Annotated in this window: 20 protein-coding genes; 9 read left to right on the forward strand and 11 right to left on the reverse strand. The window is 70.0% G+C overall.

Annotation, left to right across the window (positions count from 1 at the left end):
* Positions 1–115: 115 nt before the first annotated feature.
* Entirely contained in the window at positions 116–2,062 is a 1,947-nt protein-coding gene (dnaG, locus tag I5731_RS00795) for a DNA primase (RefSeq protein ID WP_197309444.1), read from the reverse strand.
* Between the two features lie 153 nt (positions 2,063–2,215).
* Between dnaG and I5731_RS00800 the strand changes: the two genes are divergently transcribed.
* Positions 2,216–2,683, forward strand: coding sequence for a DUF1801 domain-containing protein (locus I5731_RS00800; protein WP_197309445.1), 468 nt, complete (start codon positions 2,216–2,218; stop codon positions 2,681–2,683).
* A 12-nt stretch (positions 2,684–2,695) separates the two neighbouring features.
* On the opposite strand, the gene I5731_RS00805 is transcribed toward I5731_RS00800, so the two are convergent.
* Positions 2,696–3,151: a GatB/YqeY domain-containing protein gene (locus I5731_RS00805; protein ID WP_197309446.1), complete on the reverse strand. Its 456-nt coding sequence runs from the start codon at positions 3,149–3,151 to the stop codon at positions 2,696–2,698.
* A 322-nt stretch (positions 3,152–3,473) separates the two neighbouring features.
* Here I5731_RS00805 and carA point away from each other — a divergent pair, with 322 nt between their 5' ends.
* Entirely contained in the window at positions 3,474–4,739 is a 1,266-nt protein-coding gene (gene carA, locus I5731_RS00810) for a glutamine-hydrolyzing carbamoyl-phosphate synthase small subunit (protein WP_197309447.1), read from the forward strand.
* Between the two features lie 262 nt (positions 4,740–5,001).
* On the opposite strand, the gene I5731_RS00815 is transcribed toward carA, so the two are convergent.
* Positions 5,002–6,009 (reverse strand): MBL fold metallo-hydrolase, encoded by a 1,008-nt coding sequence (locus I5731_RS00815; protein ID WP_197309448.1) that lies wholly within the window; start codon positions 6,007–6,009, stop codon positions 5,002–5,004.
* 65 nt (positions 6,010–6,074) lie between these two features.
* On the opposite strand from I5731_RS00815, the gene I5731_RS00820 reads away from it, so the two are divergent.
* Positions 6,075–6,896 (forward strand): helix-turn-helix transcriptional regulator, encoded by an 822-nt coding sequence (locus I5731_RS00820; RefSeq protein ID WP_197309449.1) that lies wholly within the window; start codon positions 6,075–6,077, stop codon positions 6,894–6,896.
* 299 nt (positions 6,897–7,195) lie between these two features.
* Here I5731_RS00820 and ypfJ read toward each other — a convergent pair whose 3' ends face one another.
* Entirely contained in the window at positions 7,196–8,119 is a 924-nt protein-coding gene (gene ypfJ, locus I5731_RS00825) for a KPN_02809 family neutral zinc metallopeptidase (RefSeq protein ID WP_197309450.1), read from the reverse strand.
* 395 nt (positions 8,120–8,514) lie between these two features.
* Between ypfJ and carB the strand changes: the two genes are divergently transcribed.
* Both carB and greA read left to right on the forward strand, forming a co-directional pair.
* Complete coding sequence (gene carB, locus I5731_RS00830; RefSeq protein ID WP_197309451.1) at positions 8,515–11,769, forward strand: carbamoyl-phosphate synthase large subunit; 3,255 nt, start codon at positions 8,515–8,517, stop codon at positions 11,767–11,769.
* A gap of 396 nt (positions 11,770–12,165) precedes the next feature.
* Positions 12,166–12,639 (forward strand): transcription elongation factor GreA, encoded by a 474-nt coding sequence (greA, locus tag I5731_RS00835; protein WP_197309452.1) that lies wholly within the window; start codon positions 12,166–12,168, stop codon positions 12,637–12,639.
* Here the strand turns inward: greA and I5731_RS00840 are convergent.
* The 3 genes from I5731_RS00840 to I5731_RS00850 all read right to left on the reverse strand — a co-directional run bounded on the left by I5731_RS00840 (position 12,609) and on the right by I5731_RS00850 (position 15,405).
* Positions 12,609–13,643 carry an ELM1/GtrOC1 family putative glycosyltransferase gene (locus I5731_RS00840; RefSeq protein ID WP_197309453.1) on the reverse strand — a complete coding sequence of 345 codons (1,035 nt, stop codon included), beginning with the start codon at positions 13,641–13,643 and terminating at the stop codon, positions 12,609–12,611. The genes greA and I5731_RS00840 overlap by 31 nt on opposite strands.
* Entirely contained in the window at positions 13,640–14,797 is a 1,158-nt protein-coding gene (locus tag I5731_RS00845; protein WP_197309454.1) for a polysaccharide pyruvyl transferase family protein, read from the reverse strand. The genes I5731_RS00840 and I5731_RS00845 overlap by 4 nt, the downstream gene beginning before the upstream one ends.
* Before the next feature lie 125 nt (positions 14,798–14,922).
* Complete coding sequence (locus tag I5731_RS00850) at positions 14,923–15,405, reverse strand: Lrp/AsnC family transcriptional regulator (protein WP_235981461.1); 483 nt, start codon at positions 15,403–15,405, stop codon at positions 14,923–14,925.
* Between the two features lie 198 nt (positions 15,406–15,603).
* Between I5731_RS00850 and I5731_RS00855 the strand changes: the two genes are divergently transcribed.
* From I5731_RS00855 to I5731_RS00870, 4 genes are all read left to right on the forward strand, one after another.
* Complete coding sequence (locus I5731_RS00855; protein ID WP_197309456.1) at positions 15,604–16,695, forward strand: mitochondrial fission ELM1 family protein; 1,092 nt, start codon at positions 15,604–15,606, stop codon at positions 16,693–16,695.
* Between the two features lie 64 nt (positions 16,696–16,759).
* Positions 16,760–17,722: a thioredoxin-disulfide reductase gene (trxB, locus tag I5731_RS00860; RefSeq protein WP_197309457.1), complete on the forward strand. Its 963-nt coding sequence runs from the start codon at positions 16,760–16,762 to the stop codon at positions 17,720–17,722.
* A 131-nt stretch (positions 17,723–17,853) separates the two neighbouring features.
* Complete coding sequence (locus I5731_RS00865) at positions 17,854–18,744, forward strand: LysR family transcriptional regulator (protein WP_197309458.1); 891 nt, start codon at positions 17,854–17,856, stop codon at positions 18,742–18,744.
* Positions 18,745–19,111: 367 nt separating this feature from the next.
* A complete protein-coding gene (locus tag I5731_RS00870; RefSeq protein ID WP_197309459.1) occupies positions 19,112–19,549 on the forward strand; it encodes a PACE efflux transporter in 438 nt (145 codons plus the stop codon).
* A gap of 9 nt (positions 19,550–19,558) precedes the next feature.
* Here the strand turns inward: I5731_RS00870 and I5731_RS00875 are convergent, their stop codons facing one another.
* From I5731_RS00875 to I5731_RS00890, 4 genes are read right to left on the reverse strand one after another with little or no spacing between them, the layout of a single operon-like run.
* Positions 19,559–20,500: a choline/ethanolamine kinase family protein gene (locus I5731_RS00875; protein WP_197309460.1), complete on the reverse strand. Its 942-nt coding sequence runs from the start codon at positions 20,498–20,500 to the stop codon at positions 19,559–19,561.
* 13 nt (positions 20,501–20,513) lie between these two features.
* Entirely contained in the window at positions 20,514–21,473 is a 960-nt protein-coding gene (locus tag I5731_RS00880; RefSeq protein ID WP_197309461.1) for a phosphotransferase, read from the reverse strand.
* Positions 21,474–21,477: 4 nt separating this feature from the next.
* The gene (locus tag I5731_RS00885) at positions 21,478–22,764 is read right to left on the reverse strand and encodes a Zn-dependent hydrolase (RefSeq protein ID WP_197309462.1); all 1,287 of its coding nucleotides are present in this window, start codon (positions 22,762–22,764) and stop codon (positions 21,478–21,480) included.
* On the reverse strand, positions 22,757–23,518 hold the full coding sequence (locus I5731_RS00890) for a DeoR/GlpR family DNA-binding transcription regulator (RefSeq protein WP_197309463.1): 762 nt from the start codon (positions 23,516–23,518) through the stop codon (positions 22,757–22,759). Before I5731_RS00890 ends, I5731_RS00885 begins: the two co-directional genes overlap by 8 nt.
* Positions 23,519–23,529 lie beyond the last annotated feature (11 nt).

Consider the following 23,529-nt stretch of genomic DNA (forward strand, 5'->3'; position numbering starts at 1 on the left):
TTTCGCAAGGGTGATTCGCCCTCCGGGGCGCCAGCCACGCGCGAATTGGATGCCGGCTGTCGCCGGTGTTGCGCCGATCCACCGCTTATCCCCAGAATATTGCCGGCGTGCGATCTCACCCCGTCGCGGCGGGCGCTGCGGCGCGCACGCCGCTGCCCCGAATCGCCTTCGCCGTCTCGGCGAGTTCCTGCTCGAGGCGCAGCAGTTCCTCGCGGCGCCGGCCGCGCTCGCGCGTCAGTTCCAGAATCCGCATGGCGGCGGCGGGGTCCTCGTCGGCATCGGCGAGGCCGGCGATCTCCGCCTCGATGTCCTCCGAGAGCAGCCTGAGCGACAGGCGCTCGACCATCAGGTCGAAGCAGGTCTCGACGAACTCGGCCGGCGGCGCAAAGCGCAGGATCGGCAGCCGCTCGGTGAGGCGGTGGCCGCGCGGCAGGCCGAGGCCGGTCGCGGTGCGTGCCGCCTCGCCGTGCACCTCGTCGAGCACCGCGGCATGCTCGGCGCCGAGGTGGGCGTAGCAGGCGTCCGCGCTCATCTCGTCGATCTCGATCGCCGCGCGGTAGAGCGCGCGCTTGAAGGCTTCGAGCCCCGGCCCGTGCATCTCGATGCGCAGCAGCGCGTCGAGGCGGCGCTCGAACAGCGGCGGGTTCTCGACGCAGAGCCCGAGCAGGATGCGCTCGATGGTGGCGAGTTCCGACTGGTCGGCGTGGCGCAGATCGACCGTGCTGCTGCCGCCGGGGGCGACGTCGCCGCCCGGCCGGCGCCGGCCGCCGCGGTCGTGGCTCCAGAACAGCTCCGACAGCCGGCCGCGCAGGGCGAGGCGGTAGCGGCGCGCGACGCGCTCGTCCTTGATCTGGCGGACGAGATCGTCGAAGCGCGCCTCCAGCGCGGCCTTGCGCTCGGGCGTGTCGATGCGCGCCTCGGCGGTCTCGCGGGCGACGATGACGTCGAACAGCGGGCTCGCCCGGCCGACCTCGGCGAGGAACGCCTCGCGGCCGCCGCTGCGGATCAGGTCGTCGGGATCCTTGCCGTCGGGCAGGAAGGCGAAGTTGAACGAGAAGCCGGATTTCAACAGCGGCAGCATGCGGTCGATGGCGCGATGCGCGGCGGCGATGCCGGCGCGGTCGCCGTCGAAGCAGATCACCGGCTCGGGCGCGAGGCGCCAGAGGCGGTGGATGTGATCCTCGGTGAAGGCGGTGCCGAGGGTGGCGACGACGTTGCCGACGCCGGCCTGCCACACCGCGATCGCGTCGAGGTAGCCCTCGGTGACGATGACGCCGCCGGCCTTGTGGGCGGGCTCGCGCGCCTTGTCGAGGTTGAAGAGCATCGAGCCCTTCTGGAAAACCGGCGTCTCCGGCGAGTTCAGGTACTTCGGCTCGCCCTTCGGATCGAGGGTCCGGCCGCCGAAGGCGACGGCACGGCCGCGGTCGTCGCAGATCGGGATCATCAGCCGGCCGCGGAAGCGGTCGTAGCTCGGGCGGCCGTCGTCAGGCACGATCAGCAGACCGGCCTCGACGGCGTCCTTCTCCTCGACCGCCTGTTCTTTCAGGTGACGCTTCAGCGCGTCGCGCTCGGCCGGGGCAAAGCCGATGCGAAACGCCGCCACGGTCTCGGGTCTCAGGGCGCGGCGCTCGATGTAGTCGCGCGCGGCGCGGCCCTCGGGTGCCTGCAGCCGCTGCTCGAAGAAGCGCGCGGCGATCTCGACGATCTCGGTCAGGCCCTTGCGGGCGGCGGCCTGGCGGATCTCGCGTGGGTCGGCCTTCGGCAGCGCGACGCCCGCGTCCTCGGCGAGGCGCTCGACGGCCTCGGGGAACGACAGCCCCTCGGTCTCGCTCAGGAACTTGAAATGGTCGCCCGAGGCGCCACAGCCGAAGCAGTGGTAGATGCCGCGGCGGTCGTCGCAATGGAACGACGGCGACTTTTCCTTGTGGAACGGGCAGCAGGCCCAGAAATCGCCGCGCGCCGGCTGCGACTTGCGCCGGTCCCACGTGACCTTGCGCCCGACGATCGCGGAGATCGGCAGCCGGGCACGGATGTCGTCGAGGAGTTGGGGCGAGAAGCGCATCGGTCCATTCTACGGCGTGGCGGGGCGGGCGTCCAACGGCGCGGCGGTTCCGGCGGCGACGAAAGCTGCATTGCGGCCCCGCGGCGGCCGGTTGGCTTTACCCGGCGCCGAAGCTGCGGCACCCTCAACCTCGCAATCATGAGGAGCGGGGCGATGGCCGGATCGACGCCGAAAAAGCCGAAAGCCGCCAAGGCGTCCCCGACCGTGTCAGGACCCGGCGCACCGGTGCTGCTCTCCGGCGGCAATCCGCAGATCGCCAAGGGCTACGGCGACGCGCCGGTCGCCGCCTACATCGCCGCCATGCCGGGCTGGAAGAGCGGCGTCGGGCAGCGGCTCGATGCGCTGATCGTTTCCGCCGTGCCCGGGGTGCGCAAGGCGGTGAAGTGGAACTCGCCGCTCTATGGCGCCGGGGACGACGGCTGGTTTCTCAGCGTCCACTGCTTCACGAAGTACATCAAAGTGGCGTTCTTCCGCGGCGCGGCGCTCGATCCGGTTCCGCCGCACGCCTCGACGAGCGGCACCACGCGCTATTTCCACATCCACGAGACCGACACGCTGGACGAGGCCGGCTTCACCGACTGGGTCGTCCAGGCGAGCCGCCTGCCCGGCGAGCGCCTGTGAGCCGCGGCCGGCTCACTCCTCTTTGAGCAGCCCCTTCACGACGCCGCTCGCTTTGGCAAAATCCATCTTGCCGGGGTAGCGCTCCTTCAGGGCCGACATGCAGCGGCCGACGTCGCGCAGGCCGTGCGCGCCGGTCTCGTCGACGACGACACGGCAGGCCGAGCGGACCTCTTCCTCGGAGAACTGGCGCGGCAGGAACTCGCGAATGATGCCGAGTTCCTCGCGCTCCTGTTCGGCGAGGTCGATACGGCCGCCGTCTTCGTAGAGCCGCGCCGACTCGTCTCGCTGTTTGATCATCTTGACGAGGATCTGCAGCAGCTCCTCGTCGGAGACGCGCTCCTTGCCGTTCGAGCGCGCGGCGATGTCGCGATCGGTGATCGCGGCACTGATCAGCCGCAGCGTCGAGGTGCGACGCTTGTCCTGCGTCTTCAAAGCCTGCTTCAGCGCTTCGCCGAGCCGTTCACGCATGGGGCACCCGATTGTTCCGCTTCGAGAGAAGGCCTTAGGCGTCCGGCTTCGTCGCCGCAACACCTGCCTCGCAGATAAGCTGTTGATTTCGATCACATTTCATAGGACTGAGCGGCATTGACGCCTCCATTCCTTTCCACTATGGTCCCGCCGTCGCGCGGCCCGGCCGAGCCGGCCCGCAAAGCCGGCCTTGCAACGGTTGCGCCGGTTTGCCGGCGACCCCGGTATCCCGGCCCCGCGTCCTTGCCCATGCGCTTCGCCTTCCACCGACGGCCCCGCCGAAGCCGGCCGGACGGCGATAGCAGACGCTGAAAGAGAGACCATGACGATCTCCTCCGATACGACGCCCGCGGCTGACGCGGCGCCGGGCCTTCTGGCGCCTGACGCCGATGCCCGGGCCGATGCCTGGCAGGAGCCGGCGCCCACCGCGCTGCTCGTCCTCGCCGACGGTACGGTCATCGAGGGCTTCGGCATCGGCGCCCGCGGCGCGGCCGTGGGCGAGGTCTGCTTCAACACCGCCATGACCGGTTATCAGGAAATCCTGACCGATCCTTCCTATGCCGGACAGATCGTGACGTTCACATTTCCGCATATCGGCAATGTCGGCGTCAACGACGAGGACATCGAGACGGTCAACATGGCCGCCGCCTCCGGTGTGCGCGGCTGCGTCGTGCGCGACGAGGTCACCGCGCCGTCGAACCACCGCGCCACCCGCCGCTTCGACGCCTGGCTCGCCGCCCGCGGCATCATTGGCATCTCGGGCGTCGACACCCGGGCGCTGACGGCGCTGATCCGCGAGAAGGGCATGCCCAACGCGTTGATCGCGCACGACCCGGACGGCCGCTTCGACCTCGCCGACCTGAAGCGGCAGGCCGCCGCCTGGGGCGGGCTCGAGGGCCTCGACCTCGCGAAGGACGTGACGCACGGCCAGACCTTCAACTGGGACGAAACCACCTGGACGCTCGGGGAAGGCTACGGCCGGCTGACCGATCCGCAGCATCATGTGGTCGTGATCGACTACGGCATCAAGCGCAACATCCTGCGCCTGCTCGCAGACCAGGGTTGCAAGCTGACCGTGCTGCCGGCGACGGCGACCGCCGAAGAGGTGCTGGCGCACGCGCCGGACGGCGTCTTCCTCTCGAATGGCCCCGGCGACCCGGCCGCGACCGGCGACTACGCCGTGCCGATGATCCGCGAGATCGTCGCGCGCGACATCCCGACCTTCGGCATCTGCCTCGGCCACCAGATGCTCGGCATCGCGCTCGGCGGCAAGACCGAGAAAATGCACCAGGGCCACCACGGCGCGAACCATCCGGTGATGGACCACACCACCGGCAAGGTCGAGATCACCTCGATGAACCACGGTTTTGCGGTGGACGCGGCCAGCCTGCCGGACAGCGTCGAGCAGACCCACGTCTCGCTGTTCGACGGCTCCAACTGCGGGCTGCGCCTGAAGGAAAAGCCGGTCTTTTCCGTGCAGTACCACCCGGAAGCCTCGCCGGGTCCGCGCGACAGCCACTACCTCTTCACCCGGTTCGTCAATCTGATCCGGGCGCGCAAGGGGCAGGAGGCGGTGGCGGAACGGTAATGGGTTCGCCGGCGACGGAATAGCAGGAGGGGCCAGACCCCTCCCGACCCGGCTGCGCCGGGCCACCCTCCCCACGAGGGGGAAGGATGTCGATTCGATAGGACCTCGCTACAACCTGATCCCTCCCCCTCGTGGGGCTGCCTTGCAGGCGGAGGAGACACGCGGCTCCGTAGCAGGGGTGGCCCCGCGCAGCGGGGTCGGGAGGGGTCGCCGCACGGCAAGGCACCACGACCGGGCCGCAGCAACGCCCCTCCCCGCCGCGTCACTCGGCGAACTGATAGGTCGCCGGAAGCCAGCGGTAGGCCGTGCCCGCTCGTTCGACGAAGCCGAAGGACGGGAAGGACGTGTGGTAGCCGAGCACCGGCAACCGCTCCGCCGCCACCATGTCGTAGACCCGCCGCCGCGTCGCGACGCCCTGCTGCTTGTCCATGTCGAACAGCGCGCTCCATTCGGGATGCGCGAGCGACGCGACCTCGTGGTGGGCGCAGTCGCCCCAGACGAGCAGCCGCCGATCGTCGCTTTCGAGGTGAAAGGCGAGATGGCCGGGCGTATGCCCGTAGGCCGCGACCGAGGTGATGCCCGGCACGACCTCGTCACCCGGCTGCAAAAGCGTGGTCCGATCCGCCAGGATCGGAAGGATCTTCCTGAACAGCAGCGCCGAATTGCGTTCGTTGTCGCCCTCGGGCGCCCCGAGCCGCTCGTCGCTGCGCCAGAAATCGAACTCGATACCGCCGACGGCATAGCGCGCATTGGGGAAGGCCGCCCGGCCCTCTTCCACCAGGCCGCCGATGTGGTCGACGTGACAGTGGGTCAGGGCGACGACGTCGATCGCTTCGGGCGCGATGCCGGCCGATCGCAGGTGGTCGGCGAGGCGGCCCGCCGCCGGGCGCGGAATGAAGCCCTCGGCGCCGTTTCCGGCGTCGATCAGCACCAGTTCGCGCCCGGTGTTGATCAGCACGGGCGTGAAACCGGGCTGGAACCGCCGCGGCGGCAACAGGTTCGCCTGCATCAACGCTTCGACCTCCTCCCGCGGCCGGTCCTCGCCGACGATCGGCCACGGGCCGTCGACCATCGCGCCGCCGTCGGAGACGGCGGTGATCTCGAAGCTGCCGAGACGGAAGCGGCTGAAGACCGGCGCGACCGCGCCGAGCATCGGGGCGGCGGCGATCGCCGGGGCCGGTCGGAGCGGGAGCAGCGCCGGCGCGGCGAGAAGGCCGGCGCCAGCGCCAAGCAGGCTGCGGCGGGTGGGACGGCCGGTGGACTTGATCATCATTCACCTCGGGTCGATGCTGGACGGAACAGGCCGATCCATAAGGCCGAGGGGAGGAGAGCCGCTTGAACGAACCTGCTGCGCAGCCGCCGCCCGGCCCCGCGCGCCCGGGGCAGGCGCATCCGGAACCGGCGCATTCGGCGGCGGGTCCGCTGTGGAGTGTCGAGCCCGGCCGGACGCTGTTCGTCGGCCCGCTCGTCTACAACGCGCCGCACCAGCACGGCGCCGCCGTGTATCTCTCGAGCCTCGGCGGCGCCTTCGGCCTCGGGCTGTCCGGCCGCTGGATCGCCTGCGAGGCGGCGATGATCCCGGCCGGCCGCGTCCACGAGCTGCGGCTCGACGGCGAGCCGGTGATGGTGCTCTACGCGGAACCGGGCGCCGGCGGCGCCGAGCTGCTCGCCTCGCTGGTGAGCCAAGGCGAGGACCACGACGGCGTCCTCGTCGGCCGCTCGTCAACCCGCCTGCTCGCCCGCGAGCTCCACGAACGGGCCGACGGTCCGCGGTTCGCGGCCGCGGCCCTCGACGGGCTGCTCGCCTTCGCCGGCGAGCGGAGCCGAAGGACGATCTGCGCGCGGGTCGCCGCGGCGGCGCGCGCGCTCGACCGCGCAGAGCATGTGCCGGGCGTCGAGCATCTCGCGCGCGCGGCCAACCTGTCGCCGTCGCGGCTGCAACATCTGTTCAAGCAGGAGATCGGGGTGTCGCTGCGCCGCTACCGCACCTGGTCGCGGATGCGGCGGGCGATCGCCGAGATCGTGGCCGGCGCCAATTTCACGACCGCGGCCCACGCGGCGGGTTTTGCCGACCAGCCGCATTTCGCCCGCGACTTTCGAGCGACGTTCGGTGCCCCCGCCTCGGTGAGCTTGACTCGGCCGAGGAGCGGGGGGTAGCGCGGCGGATGGGGGCGCCGGGTACGGAAGGGGCAGCAGGCCGTGGCGGAGCGGTGAGGGGTTTCGTTCGATAGGCCTTTGGGTGGGGCCTTACCCCTCCCGACCCCGCTCCGCGGGGCCACCCTCCCCACGAGGGGGAGGGACGAGAACGCTGCACGTCGCAGATCACGCTGCAGCGCAGAACCTTCGGCGAGCATTCTGGACCTTCAGATCATCAGCCAGAACATCCCTCCCCCTTGTGGGGAGGGTGGCCCGGCCAGCGGCCGGGTCGGGAGGGGTAGCCCCACGGCACGGCGCCCCTACAGGCTCCGCGCCGTGAACGTGTCGCACGCCGTCATCTCACCGCGATCGAACCCGGTCTGGAACCAGCGCCGGCGCTGTTCCGACGTGCCGTGGTTGAAGCTCTCCGGCACCACGTAGCCTTGCGTCCGCTTCTGGATCGCGTCGTCGCCGATCTGGGTGGCGGCGTTGAGGGCTTCCTCGAGGTCGCCGGTTTCGAGCAGGCCCTTGCGCTCGGCGTCGGCGGCCCAGATGCCGGCGAAGCAGTCGGCCTGCAGCTCGACGCGGGTCGACATGGCGTTCTGCTCGGCTTCGCTCATCGACTGGCGGCGGCGGTTGAACTCGGGCAGCACGCCGATGACGTTCTGGACGTGGTGGCCGACCTCGTGCGCGATCACATAGGCCTGGGCGAAGTCGCCGGGGGCCTCGAAGCGGCGGCGGAGTTCCTCGTAGAAGGCGAGGTCGATGTAGACCCGCTGGTCGCCGGGGCAATAGAACGGGCCGCTCGCCGCGCTGGCATAGCCGCAGGCGGAGGAGACCTGGCCGGTGAAGAGGCGCAGCGTCGGCTGCGGATAGGTCTCGCCGGCGTCTGCGAAGATCTGGCCCCAGGTGTCTTCGGTTTCGGCGAGCACCACCGACACGAAGGAGACCATTTCCTCCTCGGCCGCCGTGCGCGGCGCGCCTCCGGCCGGCGCCGACTGGCGCTGCGTGTCGCCGCCGACCACCGAGCCGAGGTCGCCGCCGGTCAGCAGCGTCAGCGGGTTGATGCCGAGCAGCAGGCAGACGACGCCGACCACGACCAGCGTGCCGATGCCCATGCCGCCGCCGCGTCCGCCGATCGGAATGCGCATGCGCGGGCCGCCGAGGCCGCCGCCGAACCCGCCGCCGCCGGCTGAACGGCCGTCCTCGACGTTCTTGCTCTCCCGCCGTCCTTGCCAGCGCATGATCCCCGTCCTCTTCCGTCCTGCGCCACGGCCCGCGCCCTGGCACTGCCCCGATCCGGTCCGCGCCGGCCGTCGTCCGGCCGGCGCCGATCGCGGCGCGCGTTCCGGCGACACTAGCCTGTGGCAGCGGCTTTCGCGAGCCCGCCGCCTCGTCCCATCCGGCTAGCGAACGCGGGCGGGGCCGGCGCGGTTCCCTCGCCGCCGGCGCGGCGGCCGCCGCAGTGCGCGTGGCTGCCGCGCGGATGGGCAAAAATCCGCCTGCGAGGGTTCCGGAGCCCGGGCTTTTCGACTATAAGCCCCGCCAGCCCGAACGCTTCACGACGACAGCAGCGACCCGCCTGCCGCACCTTTTCCCGAAGAGTGCGCCGGTCGGCTGCGGCAAGACGCGAGTACCGATGCCGAAACGCACCGACATCAAGTCCATCCTCATCATCGGCGCCGGCCCGATCGTCATCGGCCAGGCCTGCGAGTTCGACTACTCCGGCACCCAGGCCTGCAAGGCTTTGAAAGCCGAGGGCTATCGCATCATCCTCGTGAATTCGAATCCCGCCACGATCATGACGGATCCGGATCTCGCGCACGCCACCTACATCGAGCCGATCACCCCCGAGATCGTCGCCAAGATCATCGAGAAGGAGCGCCCGGACGCGCTGCTGCCGACGATGGGCGGCCAGACCGCACTCAACTGCGCGCTGTCGCTGCGCAAGATGGGCGTGCTCGAGCAGTTCGGCGTCGAAATGATCGGCGCCACCGCCGAGGCGATCGACAAGGCCGAGGACCGCGAGCTGTTCCGCGACGCGATGACCAAGATCGGTCTCGCAACACCGAAGTCGCGGCTCGCCCATTCGCTGCTCGAGGCGCTGCCGGCGCTCGACGAGATCGGCCTGCCGGCGATCATCCGCCCCTCGTTCACCATGGGCGGCACCGGCGGCGGCATCGCCTATACGCGTGAGGAATTCATCGAGATCGTCGAGCGCGGCGTCGACGCCTCGCCGACCAACGAGGTGCTGATCGAGGAGAGCGTGCTCGGCTGGAAAGAGTACGAGATGGAGGTCGTCCGGGACCGGGACGACAACTGCATCATCATCTGCTCGATCGAGAACCTCGACCCGATGGGCATCCATACGGGCGATTCGATCACCGTCGCGCCGGCGTTGACGCTGACCGACAAGGAATACCAGATCATGCGCGACGCCAGCCTCGCGGTGCTCCGCGAGATCGGCGTCGAGACCGGCGGTTCGAACGTGCAGTTCGCCGTCAACCCGGCCGACGGGCGCATGATCGTCATCGAGATGAACCCGCGCGTCTCGCGCTCCTCGGCGCTCGCCTCGAAGGCGACCGGCTTTCCGATCGCCAAGGTCGCTGCGAAGCTCGCCGTCGGCTACACGCTCGACGAGCTCGAGAACGACATCACCGGCGGCGCGACGCCGGCGGCCTTCGAGCCGACGATCGACTACGTCGTCACCAAGATCCCGCGCTTCGCCTTCGAGAAGTTCCCCGGCGCCGAGCCGCTGCTCACCACCGCAATGAAGTCGGTCGGCGAGGTGATGGCGATCGGCCGCTCGTTCCCCGAAAGCCTGCAGAAGGCGCTGCGCGGCCTCGAAACCGGGCTCAGCGGCCTCGACGAGATCGCGATCGCCGGCCTCGGCGAAGGCGACGACAAGAACGCGATCCGCGCCGCGCTCGCCCGGCCGACCCCGGATCGGCTGCTGGTCTGCGCCCAGGCGATGCGGCACGGCTTCACGGTCGAGCAGATCCACGAGGCGTGCAAGATCGACCCGTGGTTCCTCGAGCACGTCAAGACGATCGTCGACACCGAGGAGAAGGTGCGGACCTACGGCCTGCCGCAGACCGCCGGCCAGCTGCGCCGCCTGAAGGCGATGGGCTTTTCCGACGCGCGGCTCGCCACGCTGACGGGGGCCGCCGAGGCCGACGTCGCGGCGCTGCGCGCCTCGCTCGATGTGCGCCCGGTCTACAAGCGCATCGATACCTGCGCCGCCGAGTTCGCCTCGCCGACCGCCTACATGTATTCCACCTACGAGACGCCGTTCGCCGGCGCGCTTGCCGACGAGGCCGTGACCTCGACCGCGAAGAAGGTGGTGATCCTCGGCGGCGGGCCGAACCGCATCGGCCAGGGCATCGAGTTCGACTATTGCTGCTGCCACGCCGCCTTCGCCCTGAAGGACGCCGGCTATGAAGCGATCATGGTCAACTGCAATCCGGAGACCGTGTCGACCGACTACGACACCTCCGACCGGCTCTACTTCGAATCGCTGACCGCCGAGGACGTGCTCGAGATCCTGAAGCGCGAGCAGGAGACCGGCATCCTCGCCGGCGTCATCGTGCAGTTCGGCGGCCAGACGCCGCTGAAGCTCGCCGATGCGCTGGAAAAGGCCGGCATCCCGATCCTCGGCACCTCGCCGGACGCGATCGACCTCGCCGAAGACCGTGACCGCTTCCAGAAGCTGCTGGTCGAGCTCGGCCTGAAGCAGCCGAACAACGGCATCGCGAAGTCGGGCGCCGAAGCGCGCGTCATCGCCGAGCGGATCGGCTATCCCGTCGTGATCCGCCCGTCCTACGTGCTCGGCGGCCGCGCGATGGAGATCGTGCACGATACGGCGCAGCTCGAGCGCTACATCACCGAGGCGGTGGTGGTGTCGGGCACCTCGCCGGTGCTGATCGACGGCTACCTCGCCGACGCGATCGAGGTCGACGTCGACGCGCTGTGCGACGGCACCGACGTCTTCGTCTGCGGCATCATGGAGCACATCGAGGAGGCCGGCATCCACTCGGGCGACAGCGCCTGCTCGCTGCCGCCCTACTCGCTCTCCGCCGAGACCATCGCCGAGCTGAAGGTGCAGACGGCGAAGATGGCGCTGGCGCTCGACGTCGGCGGCCTGATGAACGTGCAGTATGCGATCAAGGACGGCGACATCTACGTGCTGGAAGTCAATCCGCGCGCCTCGCGCACGGTGCCCTTCGTCGCGAAGACCATCGGCATTCCGGTGGCGAAGATCGCCGCCCGGGTGATGGCCGGCGAGACGCTCGCCTCGTTCAACCTCGTGGAACCGGTGCTCGGCCATGTCGCGGTGAAGGAAGCGGTGTTCCCGTTCGCCCGCTTCCCCGGCGTCGACACCATCCTCGGCCCGGAGATGCGCTCGACCGGCGAGGTGATGGGGCTCGACAAGGCGTTCCCGGTGGCGTTCGCCAAATCGCAGCTCGGCTCGGGCACCCGGGTGCCGACCTCGGGCACGGTGTTCGTCTCGGTCAAGGAGGCCGACAAGCCGCGCGTGCTCGACGCGGTGCGCCGGCTCGACGCGCTCGGCTTCCAGATTCTCGCGACCAGCGGCACCCAGCGCTGGCTGGAGGAGCACGGCGTCGCCTGCGCCAAGGTCAACAAGGTGCTTGAAGGCCGCCCGCACATCGTCGATGCTATCAAGAACGGCGGTGTGCAGCTGGTGTTCAACACCACGGAGGGCGCCCAGGCCCTCGCCGACAGCCGCTCGCTGCGCCGGGCGGCCCTCTTGCACAAGGTGCCATATTACACCACCCTTGCCGGGGCGCTCGCCGCCGCGCGCGGGATCGAGGCGTGGGTGGCGGGGGAAGCGGAAGTCCGTCCGCTGCAGGACTATTTCGCCAAGGCCGGCTGAGCGGTTGCGTCCGCGTCGGCCGGGCGGAACGGTCGGCGGGACGGCCACGCGGGCCGGAAAGGGAACCTGGCGCGGCCGGGGCCGTTGACGGGTGCCCCGTGACCCGGTTCCCTGTCGGGCCGGTCTTCGGACCGGGCGGGGATTGTAGGCCGGTTCCGTGGAACCGGTATGGAGTTGGAAGTCATGCCCGGCGCGCCCTTGCGTCGGGCATCTCGTTTTGCGGGCAGGCCGGTGACGTTGCCGGCGGGCCCGCGGGGCTGGAAACGGCGGCGGGAGCGATCCCGCGGCCGGAACGACAAGAACAGCAGACCGCGGCGGCGCCGCGGCCCCGCCGCGGATGTGACGCGGTGCGGGCCGGCGCGACGGCCGGGGAAGGTTTGAAAGGCTGAAGGAACGATGGAAAAGGTCCCGATGACCGTCGACGGCTATGCCGCGCTCGAGCGCGAGTTGCACCGGCGCAAGTCCGAGGAACGGCCGCGCATCATCGCCGCGATTTCGGAGGCACGGGCGCACGGCGACCTCTCCGAGAACGCCGAGTATCATGCCGCCAAGGAGCAGCAGAGCCTGAACGAGGGCCGCATCTCCGACATCGAGGACATGATCTCGCGCGCGGAAGTGATCGACGTCACCAAGCTCAGCGGCAAGACCGTGAAGTTCGGCGCGACGGTGAAGCTCATCGACGAGGACACCGAGGAAGAGAAGGTCTACCAGATCGTCGGCGACCAGGAAGCCGACGTGAAGAACGGCCGCATCTCGATCTCCTCGCCGATCGCCCGCGCGCTGATCGGCAAGACCATCGGCGACAACGTCGAAGTCGCCGCCCCGGGCGGTGCCCGCGGCTACGAGGTGCTGGACGTCCGCTTCGGCTGATCGAGCCCGAGGATCGGCGCGACCGCGGCCGCGATGCGGTCGCGCGGATCTTCCTCGAACGGTCGGCAGGAGAGGATCGCGGCGCCGAGCCGCTCCGGCGTCACCGCGCCGAGCGGCACGACCGCAAGTTCCCCCCGCCCCGCCATCGCGGCGACGACTTCGTTCGCGAAGTTGTCGCGCGTCATGGCCGGCCGCAGGGCGACGACCGGTCGGCGCGCCGCGACGGCCTCGGCCAGCATGGACAGCGAATCCTCCGTCACCACCAGCACGTCGGCGCCGAAGAGATCGTCCGCCGACCCGGCGCCGGCGCTGCGGTAGTCGACGAAGCGCTCGATGACGCCCTCGGCGGCGAGTGCGGCCAGCCGGTCGGCGGCGATGGCCGGCGTCCGGCGCGAGGTGCTCGCCTGCCAGCGCAGGCCGAGCCTCTCCCGGGCCTCGCGCAGCAGCGCGCCGAGCGCCGCCCAGTCCTTTTCGAAAAAGAGATGCGCCGGACCGTCGCCGCCGACGAACAGCGTCGCCAGCGCGCCGTTCAGCGCGGCCGGGTCGTCGAGCCGCCGCGGCGTGGGCAGCGCCGCGGGATCGATGAGGCCGGGCACCGGGGCATAGGCGCAGCCGGGGTCGAAGCCGTGGCGCGGCGACGCGACGAGTTGCAGGCAACGGTCGTCGAGATGATAGCCCTTGATGCGGCCGGCGTAGACGAACGGCACCCCGAAATGGCGGCTGAGGAAGAGCCCCGCGGCGATGGTCGGCCGGCCCGAGCCGACGACGGCATCCGGCCGACCGAGCACCGCGACGTCGATGCCGTAGAGGCGGCGCAGCCAGGTCGCGGCCTTGCCGCCGCGCCGGTTGGCGGCGAAGGCGAGCAGGCGGTGGTGGCCGAGCCGGCCCGGACGGGCCTCGATCTGCGTGGTTTCCACGGCGGTGAGCCGGGCGATGGCGCGCGCGATGCCGCGCGCCTGGTGGGCATGGCCAGGCTTCTTGTCCTCGAGGACGAGGAGCCTCAAGCGAAGCCCCGGAGGAGTTCCTCCTCGGAGGGATAGGGCTGCACGGTCGATGCACCGATCATCTGGTCGATGCGGCCGACCTCGGTCCATTCCTTGTTGCGGTTACCCATCACGAGCAGCGGCGCCCGGAAGCGCTCGAACGAGGCGTAGCTCTCGATCTCGACCGTGATGAACTTCTCGGTCCAGACCAGCGGCACGCGCTCGACCCGCGTCATGCCGAGGTCGATCGCGACGCGGCCGGCCTCGTGGCCGAGGCCGGGGTTGGGGAAGGTGATCACATCGCGGCGGTAGAGGTTGTCGTACTGGGTCTCGCCGACGCCGCCGAGGCGGGATGCGATCTCGCCGCGCAGCTCCGCATAGCGGGCATCGAGATGGGCGGGGATCGTCGCCGGGACGACGTTCGCCCAGTCGACCGGCTTCGGCTCGACGCCGGGGCCGAAGAAGTTGATCGGCACGAACTCCTCGAAGCCCGAGAAGCGGTGCACGTTGCCCTTGCGGTTGAGCGCGAAGACGACGGCGGGCGTGCCGAAGCCGACGCTCGGCAGCACGGTGTGCAGGCGCTTGGTCACGACGAGTTCGGCCCGGCGCAACACGTCGCAGATCTTGGCGATGCGCGACATGCGGGCGAGCGGATCGTCGAGAATCGCCGGCGGCACGGCGTTGGAGATCGCGACGCCGCGCGCGCGGATGTCCTCGGGGATGTACTTCAGCGAGCCCGGCAGCAGGTCGACGAGGTAGGTCCCCTTGCGCTCCTCGCGCGGCACCGGCTTCAGGAAGCTGCCGATGCGCAGCGTCAGGCAGCCCGACCAGTGCGCGTCGATGCCGAGCTTCTTCAGCCGCGCGACCGAGCCGGTGTCGCGGCAGCCGATCGGCTGATACTTGCGCAGGTAGCGCGGCCAGAGGCCGTAGCTCATCGTCTCGCCGCCGAAGCAGAAGCCGAAGAACAGCGGGTCGATGGCGCTCGACGGGGCGAGCAGGCGCTGCTTGGTGAACCACGACTGCATCAGGCAGAAATGGCGCTCGTCGAGCTTCAGGCTGGCGAACTTGTCGCGCAGCACGAGACGGTCGACGTACGGCAGGTTGAGGGACGTGGCGATCGCCTGCACGTCGTCGCCGAGATTGACCGTGGTGAATCCGATCAGGCCGACCTTCATGAGCGCACGCCACCTCGTGTCTGGACCGGCGAGCGGCGTGCTGTCCGGCGATGCGGGCCGCCTGCGGCCCGGTTGTCTTCGATCGGCGCGGTATGCCACGGCGCCGGACGTGAAACAATGGCGCTCTACGCGCCCCGCCCCGCCTCCATCGGCACCATGGCCTCGCGTTTCGACGCCTTGATGGTGAGTGCCGTCTTGACGCCGGCGACGGAGGGATGCCGCGTCAGGCTCTGGATGATGAAGTCCTGGAAGGATTTCAGGTCGCGGGCGACGCAGATCAGCACGAAGTCGGTGTCGCCCGACAGCATCCAGCACTGGCGCACGATCGGCCAGCCGGCGACGGCGGCCTCGAAGGCGGAGAGGTCGGCTTCGGACTGGCTCGACAGCGAGACCATGGCGAAGGCGGTCAGCTCGTAGCCGAGCGTCTTTTCGTCGAGCAGGGCGCGGTAGCCCTCGATCACGCCGGCTTCTTCCAGCGCGCGCACCCGGCGCAGGCACGGCGGGGCGGAGATGCCGGCGCGGCGGGAGAGCTCGACGTTGGTGATACGGCCGTCGTCCTGGAGCTCCTTCAGGATCTTCCAGTCGACCTCGTCGGGCTTGAATGTCAAGGCTGCACTCGCTCGGGGCTCTACCGCAAGGCACGGTCGGCGCGGCGCCGGCCGCGATCGGTCGATTGGTCGGGAAACGTCCGGCGTATATACCATCGGCCCGCGGAGCGCCGAAAGCCTCGCCGGCGGCTTTTGCCGCCGAAACAAGGGAGAACCACCGGCGAAGCACTGATGCCCGCCGGGGTGCCGGAGACCACGATGTCCGAAGCGGTGCAGCCCGACATGACGAGGTCCGAGATCGGCCGCCCGACCGGCGCGCCCCCGCCCCCGCTGGCCCTCGTCGTCTCGTCGGGCAAGCGCGGGCACGACGTGAAGGGCCTCGGCATCGCGGCGGCGCTCGGGCTGGCGGCGAAGCTGGTGCCGGCGCCCGGATGGCCGTGGTCGCTGCTGGCGCCCTACGCCCGCCCGCCCCTGCCCCGGGGTTTCGAGCCGCCGCCGCGCCCGGCGATCGTCTTTGCGTCGGGCCGGCGCACCATCCCGCTCGGGCGGGCGCTGAAGCGCGCGCTCGGTGCCGACGGCTTCCTCGTCGCGCTCGACGACCCCGGCCTGCCGCCGCGCCGCTTCGACCTCGTCTGGGCGAGCCTGCACGACGGGCTCGCCGGTCCGAACGTGATCTCGACGCTGACCGCGCCACACGGGCTGACGACGGCCGAGTGTGCCCGCGCCGCCACCGCGCTCGCCGCAAAGCTCGGCCCCGGTTTTGGCGCCGACTCGGGCGCGCCATTCGTCACCGTGCTGCTCGGCGGGCCGTCCGGCGCCTATCGCTTCGGCCGCGCCGAGGGCGCGGCGCTCGGTGCGCAGCTCAACCGGCTGCAGGCCGGCGGGGCGCGGCTCGTCATCCTGCCGTCGCGGCGCACCGATCCGGCGGCGCTCTACGCCATCGCCTCGTCGATCGACGCGGATCGCTATCGCCTGCTCGACGGCAGCCGCGATCCGGACGCCTATCCGGGCGCAATCGGTCTCGCCAGCCACTTCGTGGTGAGCTGCGACAGCGCCAACATGATCGGCGAGGCGGCGATGACCGGCCGGCCGGTGTTCGCGGCGAAGCTGCCGGGCGGCTCGGCGAAGTTCGAGGCATTTCACCGGGGGATGACCGCGCACGGCGCCCTGCGCTGGTTCGAGGGCCAGCTTGCCGACTGGACCTATCCGCCGCTAAACTCGACCCCGGAAATTGCGGACGAGATCCGCAGGCGTTTGCCGCCGCGGATCGCGGACCTGCTGCCCACCATGGCTGCCGGGCCCGGCCCTACCGGCGCTGAGCGACCCGCCCCATATGCCACGTCCGACTGACGGCTTCGTCGGGCCGGCGCGACCCGTCCTGCGGACGGCCGAGACACGAGTGCGGAACAACGACATGGCGCATCATCACAGCAAGGTCCTCATCCTCGGCTCCGGGCCGGCCGGCTATACGGCCGCGATCTACGCCGCGCGCGCAATGATGGAGCCGACGCTGATCTCCGGATTGCAGCAGGGCGGCCAGCTGACGATCACCACCGACGTCGAGAACTACCCGGGCTTCGCCGACGTCATCCAGGGCCCCTGGCTGATGGACCAGATGCGCCGGCAGGCCGAGCACGTCGGCACGAAGCTCGTCTCCGACATGATCCTCGAGGCCGACCTCTCGGTGCGCCCGTTCCGCCTCGTCGGCGACGGCGGCGACGTCTACACCTGCGATGCGCTGATCATCGCGACGGGCGCCCAGGCGCGCTGGCTCGGCCTGCCGTCGGAGCAGCAGTTCCAGGGCTTCGGCGTCTCGGCCTGCGCCACCTGCGACGGGTTCTTCTACAAGGGCAAGGAAGTGCTGGTGATCGGCGGCGGCAACACCGCGGTCGAGGAGGCGCTGTACTTGACGCACCATGCCTCCAAGGTCACCGTCGTGCACCGCCGCTCCGAGTTCCGCGCCGAGCGCATCCTGCAGAACCGGCTGTTCGCGCATCCGAAGATCGAGGTCATCTGGGACAGCGTGCTCGAGGAAGTGACCGGCACGACCGGCTTCCCGCCCTCGGTGACGGGGGCGCGGCTGCGCAACATCCACACCGGCGAGACGCGCGAAATCGGCGCCGACGGCATCTTCGTCGCCATCGGCCATGCGCCGGCGAGCGGCCTGTTCAAGGACCAGCTGCGCCTGAAGGCCGGCGGCTACATCTGGACGGCGCCCGATTCCACCGCGACCAATATCGAGGGCGTGTTCGCGGCGGGCGACGTCACCGACGACGTGTTCCGCCAGGCGGTCACGGCGGCGGGCATGGGCTGCATGTCGGCGCTGGAAGCCGAGCGGTTCCTGTCGGCAACGAGCCTCGCGGTAGCGGCGGAGTAGGCCCGGCGTTTGGGACCCTGCCCGCCCTCGCGCAAAATTCCCACGTCATTCCACGACAAAACAACAGCTTGGTGTATAGTCGGCCAAAGGGCCGGCAACCGGCAAAGACGAAACTCGGGGGAGCGCGCGTGATGGACTGGGACAAGTTGCGCATCTTCCACGCCGCGGCCCGGGCGGGCAGCTTCACCCATGCCGGTGATACGCTCAACATGAGCCAGTCCGCCGTCAGCCGGCAGGTGAGCGCGCTGGAGCAGGACCTCAACGTCCCGCTGTTTCACCGCCACGCCCGCGGCCTGATCCTGACCGAACAGGGCGAGCTGCTCTACCGCACCGCGCACGACGTGCTGATGAAGCTCGAGGAAGTGCAGAGCCGCCTGACCGATTCGCGCGAGCGGCCGTCGGGCAGCCTGCGCGTCACCACCACGGTCGGTCTCGGCTCGAGCTGGCTGACCGCTCGGGTGCACGAGTTCATCGATCTCTTTCCCGAAGTGCAGCTGCAACTCATCCTCGACGACGACGAACTCGACCTCGCCATGCGCCAGGCCGACGTCGCGATCCGGCTGCGCCAGCCGGTGCAGCCCGACCTCGTGCAGCGCAAGCTGTTCACCGTGCACTTCCACCTCTACGCGTCGCAGGCCTACCTGAAGCGCTTCGGCAGCCCGCGCACCATCGAGGACCTCGACGGCCACCGCATCGTCACCTTCGGCGTCGCGGCACCGACCTACCTGCGCGACATGAACTGGCTGGAGACCGCCGGCCGGCCCTACGAGAACCCGCGCGTGCCCGTGCTGCGCGTCAACAACGTGGTGGCGATCAAGCGCGCCGTGCAGCGCGGCATCGGCATCGCGCTGCTGCCGGACTACCTGATCGACGCGGAATCCGGCCTGGTGCAACTGATCCCGGAAGTCGACCTGCCGTCCTACGACACCTACTTTGTCTACCCGGACGAGCTGCGCAATTCGGCGCGCGTGCACGCCTTCCGCGACTTCCTCGTCGGCAAGGCGCAGCGCTGGGCCTATTGACCGCTTGCTGACCCATTCGGCTTGCTGATCGTTTGATAGGCAATAGAATCGCCGACTGCATGCCTGACATGCAGATCCGCGCCTTGCGAAAGCCCGTGCTGCATTGCAAATAAGCAGCAGCTGATGGGTTTGTTCTTCCTGCCATCTCCTCCCGGCAGTGTCGAACGTTCAGCTGTTCCCCTCTGGATGACGCGCCGCGCCCCCCGCGAGCGACGTCTCCAAACTTCTAAGGCCGGGCTTCGTGCCCGGCTTTTTTTTGCGCCAATTCCTGGGTGCTCGGCCGCTCGAGGGAGACCGCGCGCCGCGCGGCTGGTAGAGAACGCTCCATCACCGGTGCCGGTCAGGAGCCGCCCGAGAGGACTATTTTATGCGTTCGACCGCCGACCGGATCCGCCATGCCGTCAGCTTCGAGATTTCGGGGCTGCTGATCATCACGCCACTGCTGGCGTGGGCGTTCGGCTATCCGATGCAGGAGATGGGGCCGGTGGCCGTGGCGGCGGCGATCATCGCCGGGCTGTGGACCTACGGCTTCAACCTCGGCTTCGACCGCGTGCTGCAGCGCCGGCGCGGCACGACGCAGAAGTCGGTCGGCCTGCGGATCGTGCACGCGGTGCTGTTCGAGGTCGGGCTGCTGGCGCTGCTGGTGCCGATGATCGCCTGGGCGCTCGGCATGAGTCTCCTCGCCGCATTCCTGATGGACGTCAGCTTCGGCGTGTTCTTCGGCGTCTATGCCTTCTGCTTCAACTGGGCCTACGACATCGTCTTCCCGGTGCCGGGCCGGCCGCTGCCTGAGCCGGCGGCCTGACCCGTCCAGTCAGACGGCGCGCAGCAGGTCGTCCCAGTCGGGCGCCTGCATGATCCAGCGCGCGCGCATGTGCTTCCAGGCGCCGTATTTGTAGAAGTCGAAGTCGAGGGTCGAGATCTCGTTCTGCACCATCGCCCAGGTCGACCATTTCACGTCGGCGAGCGCCTTGTGCACGGTGAGGCGAGCGCGCACCTGCGGGTCGAGGCGGCCGTAGTAGGTCTCGAGGACCTCGTTCTCGACCTCCTCGGTGAAGAACATCTCGCCGCACCAGATGCCGAGGTCGTAGCTGCGGTCGTTGTTCGAGGCGTATTCGTAGTCGATCAGCATGATGGTGCCGGCGGCGTCGAGCATGAAGTTGCCCGGCATCGGATCGTTGAAGCAGGGCGCGAGGTCGAGGCCGGAGGCCTCCAGCGCTGCGCGGGCCCGGCGGTATTCGCCGTAGAGCCAGTCGAAGTCGGCCGGCTGCTTGCCGCCGAGGCTGCGCACCTGTTCGACGTGCTCCTCGATCATGTCGAACACGGTCTTCGTCAGCGGCAATAGCGGCCCGTCGTTCAGCACCTTGTAGGTGGCGACCGCGGCGGCGCGGTTGGCGGGGACGAGGAAATCCTTGTTGGTGCAGGCGCGGCGGCCCTCGATGAAGTCGTTGATCTCGACGCCCTTGTCGGCGGCGTAGTCGTAGACCTTCGGGCCGATGCCGAGCCGTTCGGCCTGCTGGCTGGCGGCGAGCGCCGCGGCGCGGTCGATGAACATCTCCGTGCCGCGGCCGGGAATCTTGACGAAGAAGCTGCCCGGCAACCCGTCGACGAAGACGCGCCAGTTGGTGTTGCTGATGCCGCCGAGCACCGGGGCGTAGCGCATGGCGCGGCCGGACCAGGGCGTGATGCCGGCGAGCACGCTCTCGAGCTCGCGCTCCGCCTCGCTGGTGCCGGTTCCGAGAGTTTTCTGCAGCATGGGCGTGCTTCCGTCAGAGTTCGGCGACAAGGCCGGCGAGCGGCCGGCCGCGCAGGGCGATCCTGAGCCGCAGCAGCCGCCACTCGGCGTATTTCAAGAATTCGACCGCGCCGCGCGGCGAGGTGGTGTCCATCACCCGCGACCAGAGCGTCCACTTCAGGTCGTCGGCCATGCCGTAGAGCCGGCAGCGGGCGAGTTCCTCGGGCCGGACGCTGCCGCGCGCCATCTCGAGGCCGGGGCGCCAGGCGTCCTCGAACGCGTAGGCCTCGTTGAGGGTCACGGCGAGGTCGAACAGCGGGTCGGCGTCGCCGGCCTCGTCGAAGTCGACCAGCAGCACCGCACCGCCCGGGCCGAGCATCACGTTGGAGGCGACGCCGTCGGCGTGGCACGGCACGGCGTCGATCCCGGCGGCGGCGACCGCGGCCCCGGCGCCGGCAAAGGCGGCAACGTGGCCGGCGATGTCGGGCGGCAGCGGCGCGCCGGCGGCGACCGCCTTGGCATGCAGCGCGGCGATGTCGGCGAAGACGTCGCGCGGCCGGCCGAAGGGGGCGAGGCCGTTGATCGCGCGCTTCGCCGCGATCACCTTCTCGATCACCCCGGCGTCGCCGAGCGTGTCCATGTGCGCGGTGGTCCAGCCGTCGCCGAGAAAGTCGAAGGCCGAGGCGCCCGCCTCGGCGGCCAGCGCCCGCGGCACCGGCGCGACGCCGAGCCCTGCCGCCGCCGTGGCGGCCGCAAAGCTCGCCGCGACGTCGATCGGCTCCGGCAGGTCGTCATTGGCGATCTTCAGGAACAGCGGTGTCCCGTCCACCTCGACGCGCCAGCAGGCGCTGTCGACGGCGCGGTGCACCGGCGACATCACGGCGGGCACCGCCGGCGCATAGGTCACCGTCTGGCCGGCCCAGGCCGCGAACGCGCCGATCGCCTGTTCCGCCGCCACCTCTGCGGGGGTGGCCGCCTCGCCGATCGCTTTCATCCGCTCAGGCTCCCCTCGTCTCGAGCAGGTCGTCCTCGGTGCAGAAGCGCCAGAGCATGTCGGCGAGGATCTGCGCGCCGAGCAGCCGGTCGTCTTCCGTGGTGAACTCGGTCGGGTGATGGATCACGCCGCCGACGCTCGGCACCGCGATCACCACAGAGGGCGCGTGCGGCGCCATGCTGACACCGTCGTGACCGCCGATGGTGTCGAGCTGCATCGTCTGCAGGCCATGGGAGGCGGCGGCCTCGGCGGCCAGCGAGACGAGGCGGCGGTCGAAGGCGCCGGCGGCACGGTAGTCGACCGACCGCACCTCCCAGCCGATGCCGGCGCGGGCGGCGGCGTCGACGATGTGCCGCTTCAGCTCCGCCTCGGCCGCGACCAGCGTCTCGGGCGAGCCGGAGCGCAGCTCGATGAAGAGCACGGCCTCGGCGGGGACGACGTTGGGCGAGTTCGGCGCGACTTCCAGCCGCCCGACCGAGGTGTGCAGGTCAACGCCGGAGCGGTCGGCCATCGCCTTCAGTTCGGCGATCAGATAGGCCGCGCCGAGCAGCGCGTCGCGGCGCTCGGCCATCGGGGTCGGGCCGGTGTGGGCCTGGTGGCCGAGGAAGGCGAGGCGATACTTCACCGCGCCCCAGTAGCGGGTGAAGGTCGCGAACTTCAGGCCCGCCTTCTCGAGGTGGTCCGAACCCTCGATGTGCAGTTCGATGTAGGCGTCGGGCAGCGGATGCTTGGCGGTGCCGGCGTAGCCGATCGCGTCCAGCGCGGCGCCGACGCTGATGCCGTCGCCGTCGCGGCGGGCACGCACGAAGTCGAGGTCGTGGTTGCCGACGAAATAGCCGCTGCCGAGCAGGCTCGGCTGGAAGCGTGCGCCCTCCTCGTTGGTCCAGTCGACGATGGCGAGGTTGGCCTTGGGCGCGATCCCGGCCGCCGCGGCCGCGTCCTTCACCGCCTTCACCGCCGCCATTGCGGCAACCACGCCATAGGCGCCGTCGAAACGGCCGCCGTTCGGCTGGCTGTCGATATGCGAGCCGGTCATCACCAGCGGCGCGTCCGGGCCGGCCCAATCGAGCGTGCCGACGATGTTGCCGGCCGGATCGACGGCGACCTGCATGCCTTCGTCCTGCATGAAGGCGACCAGCCAGTCGCGGGCGACCCGGTCCTCCTCCGACAGCGTCAGGCGGTTCATCGCGCCGTCCGGTCCGCCGCCGATGTCTGAGAGCGCGTCCATCAGCCGGACGAGACCGGCGGGGTCGACCACGGGTTTGCCCGCGGTGTTCTTGGTATCAAGCATGAATGACCTCTACTCCCGCCGCCTCGAGCCGCGCGGCAAAATCCGCGCGCGGAGGGGCGTCCGTGACGAGAACGTCGATCTGGTTGAGCTCGAGCGAGCGGATCGCGGCCTGGCGGCCGAATTTCTTGCTGTCGGCCATCATCACCACCCGTCGCGAATGGGCGATCAGCTTGCGCCGGATCCAGGCCTCTTCCGGCGCGAAGTCCATGAAACCGTGCGTGTAGTCGACCGTGCCGATGCTGATGAAGGCGCTGTCGAACAGATGCTGGCCGATGGCGTCGACGGTCATCTGCCCGAGCAGCGCCCGGTAGCCCGCCTTCAGCGAGCCGCCGACCACCACCACCTCCTCGAGGTCGCCGTCGCCGAGCAGGTGGGCGATGTCGAGCGAGTTGGTGAAGACGGTGAGTTGCGGCAGCCGCATCAGATGGCGGGCGAAGGCGAGCGTCGTGGTGCCGGCGTCGATGAAGATGCGGTGGTCGTCGCCGACGAGGCGGGCGGCGATCGCGGCGACCTTGGCCTTCTCGCGCGCGTTGACGCGCATGCGGTCGGAGACCGGCTGGTCGCCCTTCGGCAGCGGCTTCACCCCGCCGCCATAGGTGCAGCGGAGGTGCCCCGACAGCTCGAGCTGCTTCAGGTCGCGGCGGATGGTTTCCCGGCTGACCTCGAGGTGGTCGGCGAGGTCCTTGACGAAGACGCGGCCGTCGCGGGCGAGCTCGGCGAGGATGTGCTGCAAGCGGAGATCGGGGAGCGACATGCGGAGGGGTC

The organism is Methylobrevis albus (genome assembly GCF_015904235.1).
GTDB classification, from domain to species: domain Bacteria; phylum Pseudomonadota; class Alphaproteobacteria; order Rhizobiales; family Pleomorphomonadaceae; genus Methylobrevis_A; species Methylobrevis_A albus.

Excerpts from the sequence above, each read along its gene's own strand:
- dnaG (WP_197309444.1), bottom strand. The coding sequence starts at position 2,062 with ATGCGCTTCTCGCCCCAACTCCTCGACGACATCCGTGCCCGGCTGCCG.
- I5731_RS00800 (WP_197309445.1), top strand. The coding sequence starts at position 2,216 with ATGGCCGGATCGACGCCGAAAAAGCCGAAAGCCGCCAAGGCGTCCCCG.
- I5731_RS00805 (WP_197309446.1), bottom strand. The coding sequence starts at position 3,151 with ATGCGTGAACGGCTCGGCGAAGCGCTGAAGCAGGCTTTGAAGACGCAG.
- carA (WP_197309447.1), top strand. The coding sequence starts at position 3,474 with ATGACGATCTCCTCCGATACGACGCCCGCGGCTGACGCGGCGCCGGGC.
- I5731_RS00815 (WP_197309448.1), bottom strand. The coding sequence starts at position 6,009 with ATGATCAAGTCCACCGGCCGTCCCACCCGCCGCAGCCTGCTTGGCGCT.
- ypfJ (WP_197309450.1), bottom strand. The coding sequence starts at position 8,119 with ATGCGCTGGCAAGGACGGCGGGAGAGCAAGAACGTCGAGGACGGCCGT.
- carB (WP_197309451.1), top strand. The coding sequence starts at position 8,515 with ATGCCGAAACGCACCGACATCAAGTCCATCCTCATCATCGGCGCCGGC.
- greA (WP_197309452.1), top strand. The coding sequence starts at position 12,166 with ATGGAAAAGGTCCCGATGACCGTCGACGGCTATGCCGCGCTCGAGCGC.
- I5731_RS00845 (WP_197309454.1), bottom strand. The coding sequence starts at position 14,797 with ATGAAGGTCGGCCTGATCGGATTCACCACGGTCAATCTCGGCGACGAC.
- I5731_RS00855 (WP_197309456.1), top strand. The coding sequence starts at position 15,604 with ATGTCCGAAGCGGTGCAGCCCGACATGACGAGGTCCGAGATCGGCCGC.
- trxB (WP_197309457.1), top strand. The coding sequence starts at position 16,760 with ATGGCGCATCATCACAGCAAGGTCCTCATCCTCGGCTCCGGGCCGGCC.
- I5731_RS00865 (WP_197309458.1), top strand. The coding sequence starts at position 17,854 with ATGGACTGGGACAAGTTGCGCATCTTCCACGCCGCGGCCCGGGCGGGC.
- I5731_RS00870 (WP_197309459.1), top strand. The coding sequence starts at position 19,112 with ATGCGTTCGACCGCCGACCGGATCCGCCATGCCGTCAGCTTCGAGATT.
- I5731_RS00875 (WP_197309460.1), bottom strand. The coding sequence starts at position 20,500 with ATGCTGCAGAAAACTCTCGGAACCGGCACCAGCGAGGCGGAGCGCGAG.
- I5731_RS00880 (WP_197309461.1), bottom strand. The coding sequence starts at position 21,473 with ATGAAAGCGATCGGCGAGGCGGCCACCCCCGCAGAGGTGGCGGCGGAA.
- I5731_RS00885 (WP_197309462.1), bottom strand. The coding sequence starts at position 22,764 with ATGCTTGATACCAAGAACACCGCGGGCAAACCCGTGGTCGACCCCGCC.
- I5731_RS00890 (WP_197309463.1), bottom strand. The coding sequence starts at position 23,518 with ATGTCGCTCCCCGATCTCCGCTTGCAGCACATCCTCGCCGAGCTCGCC.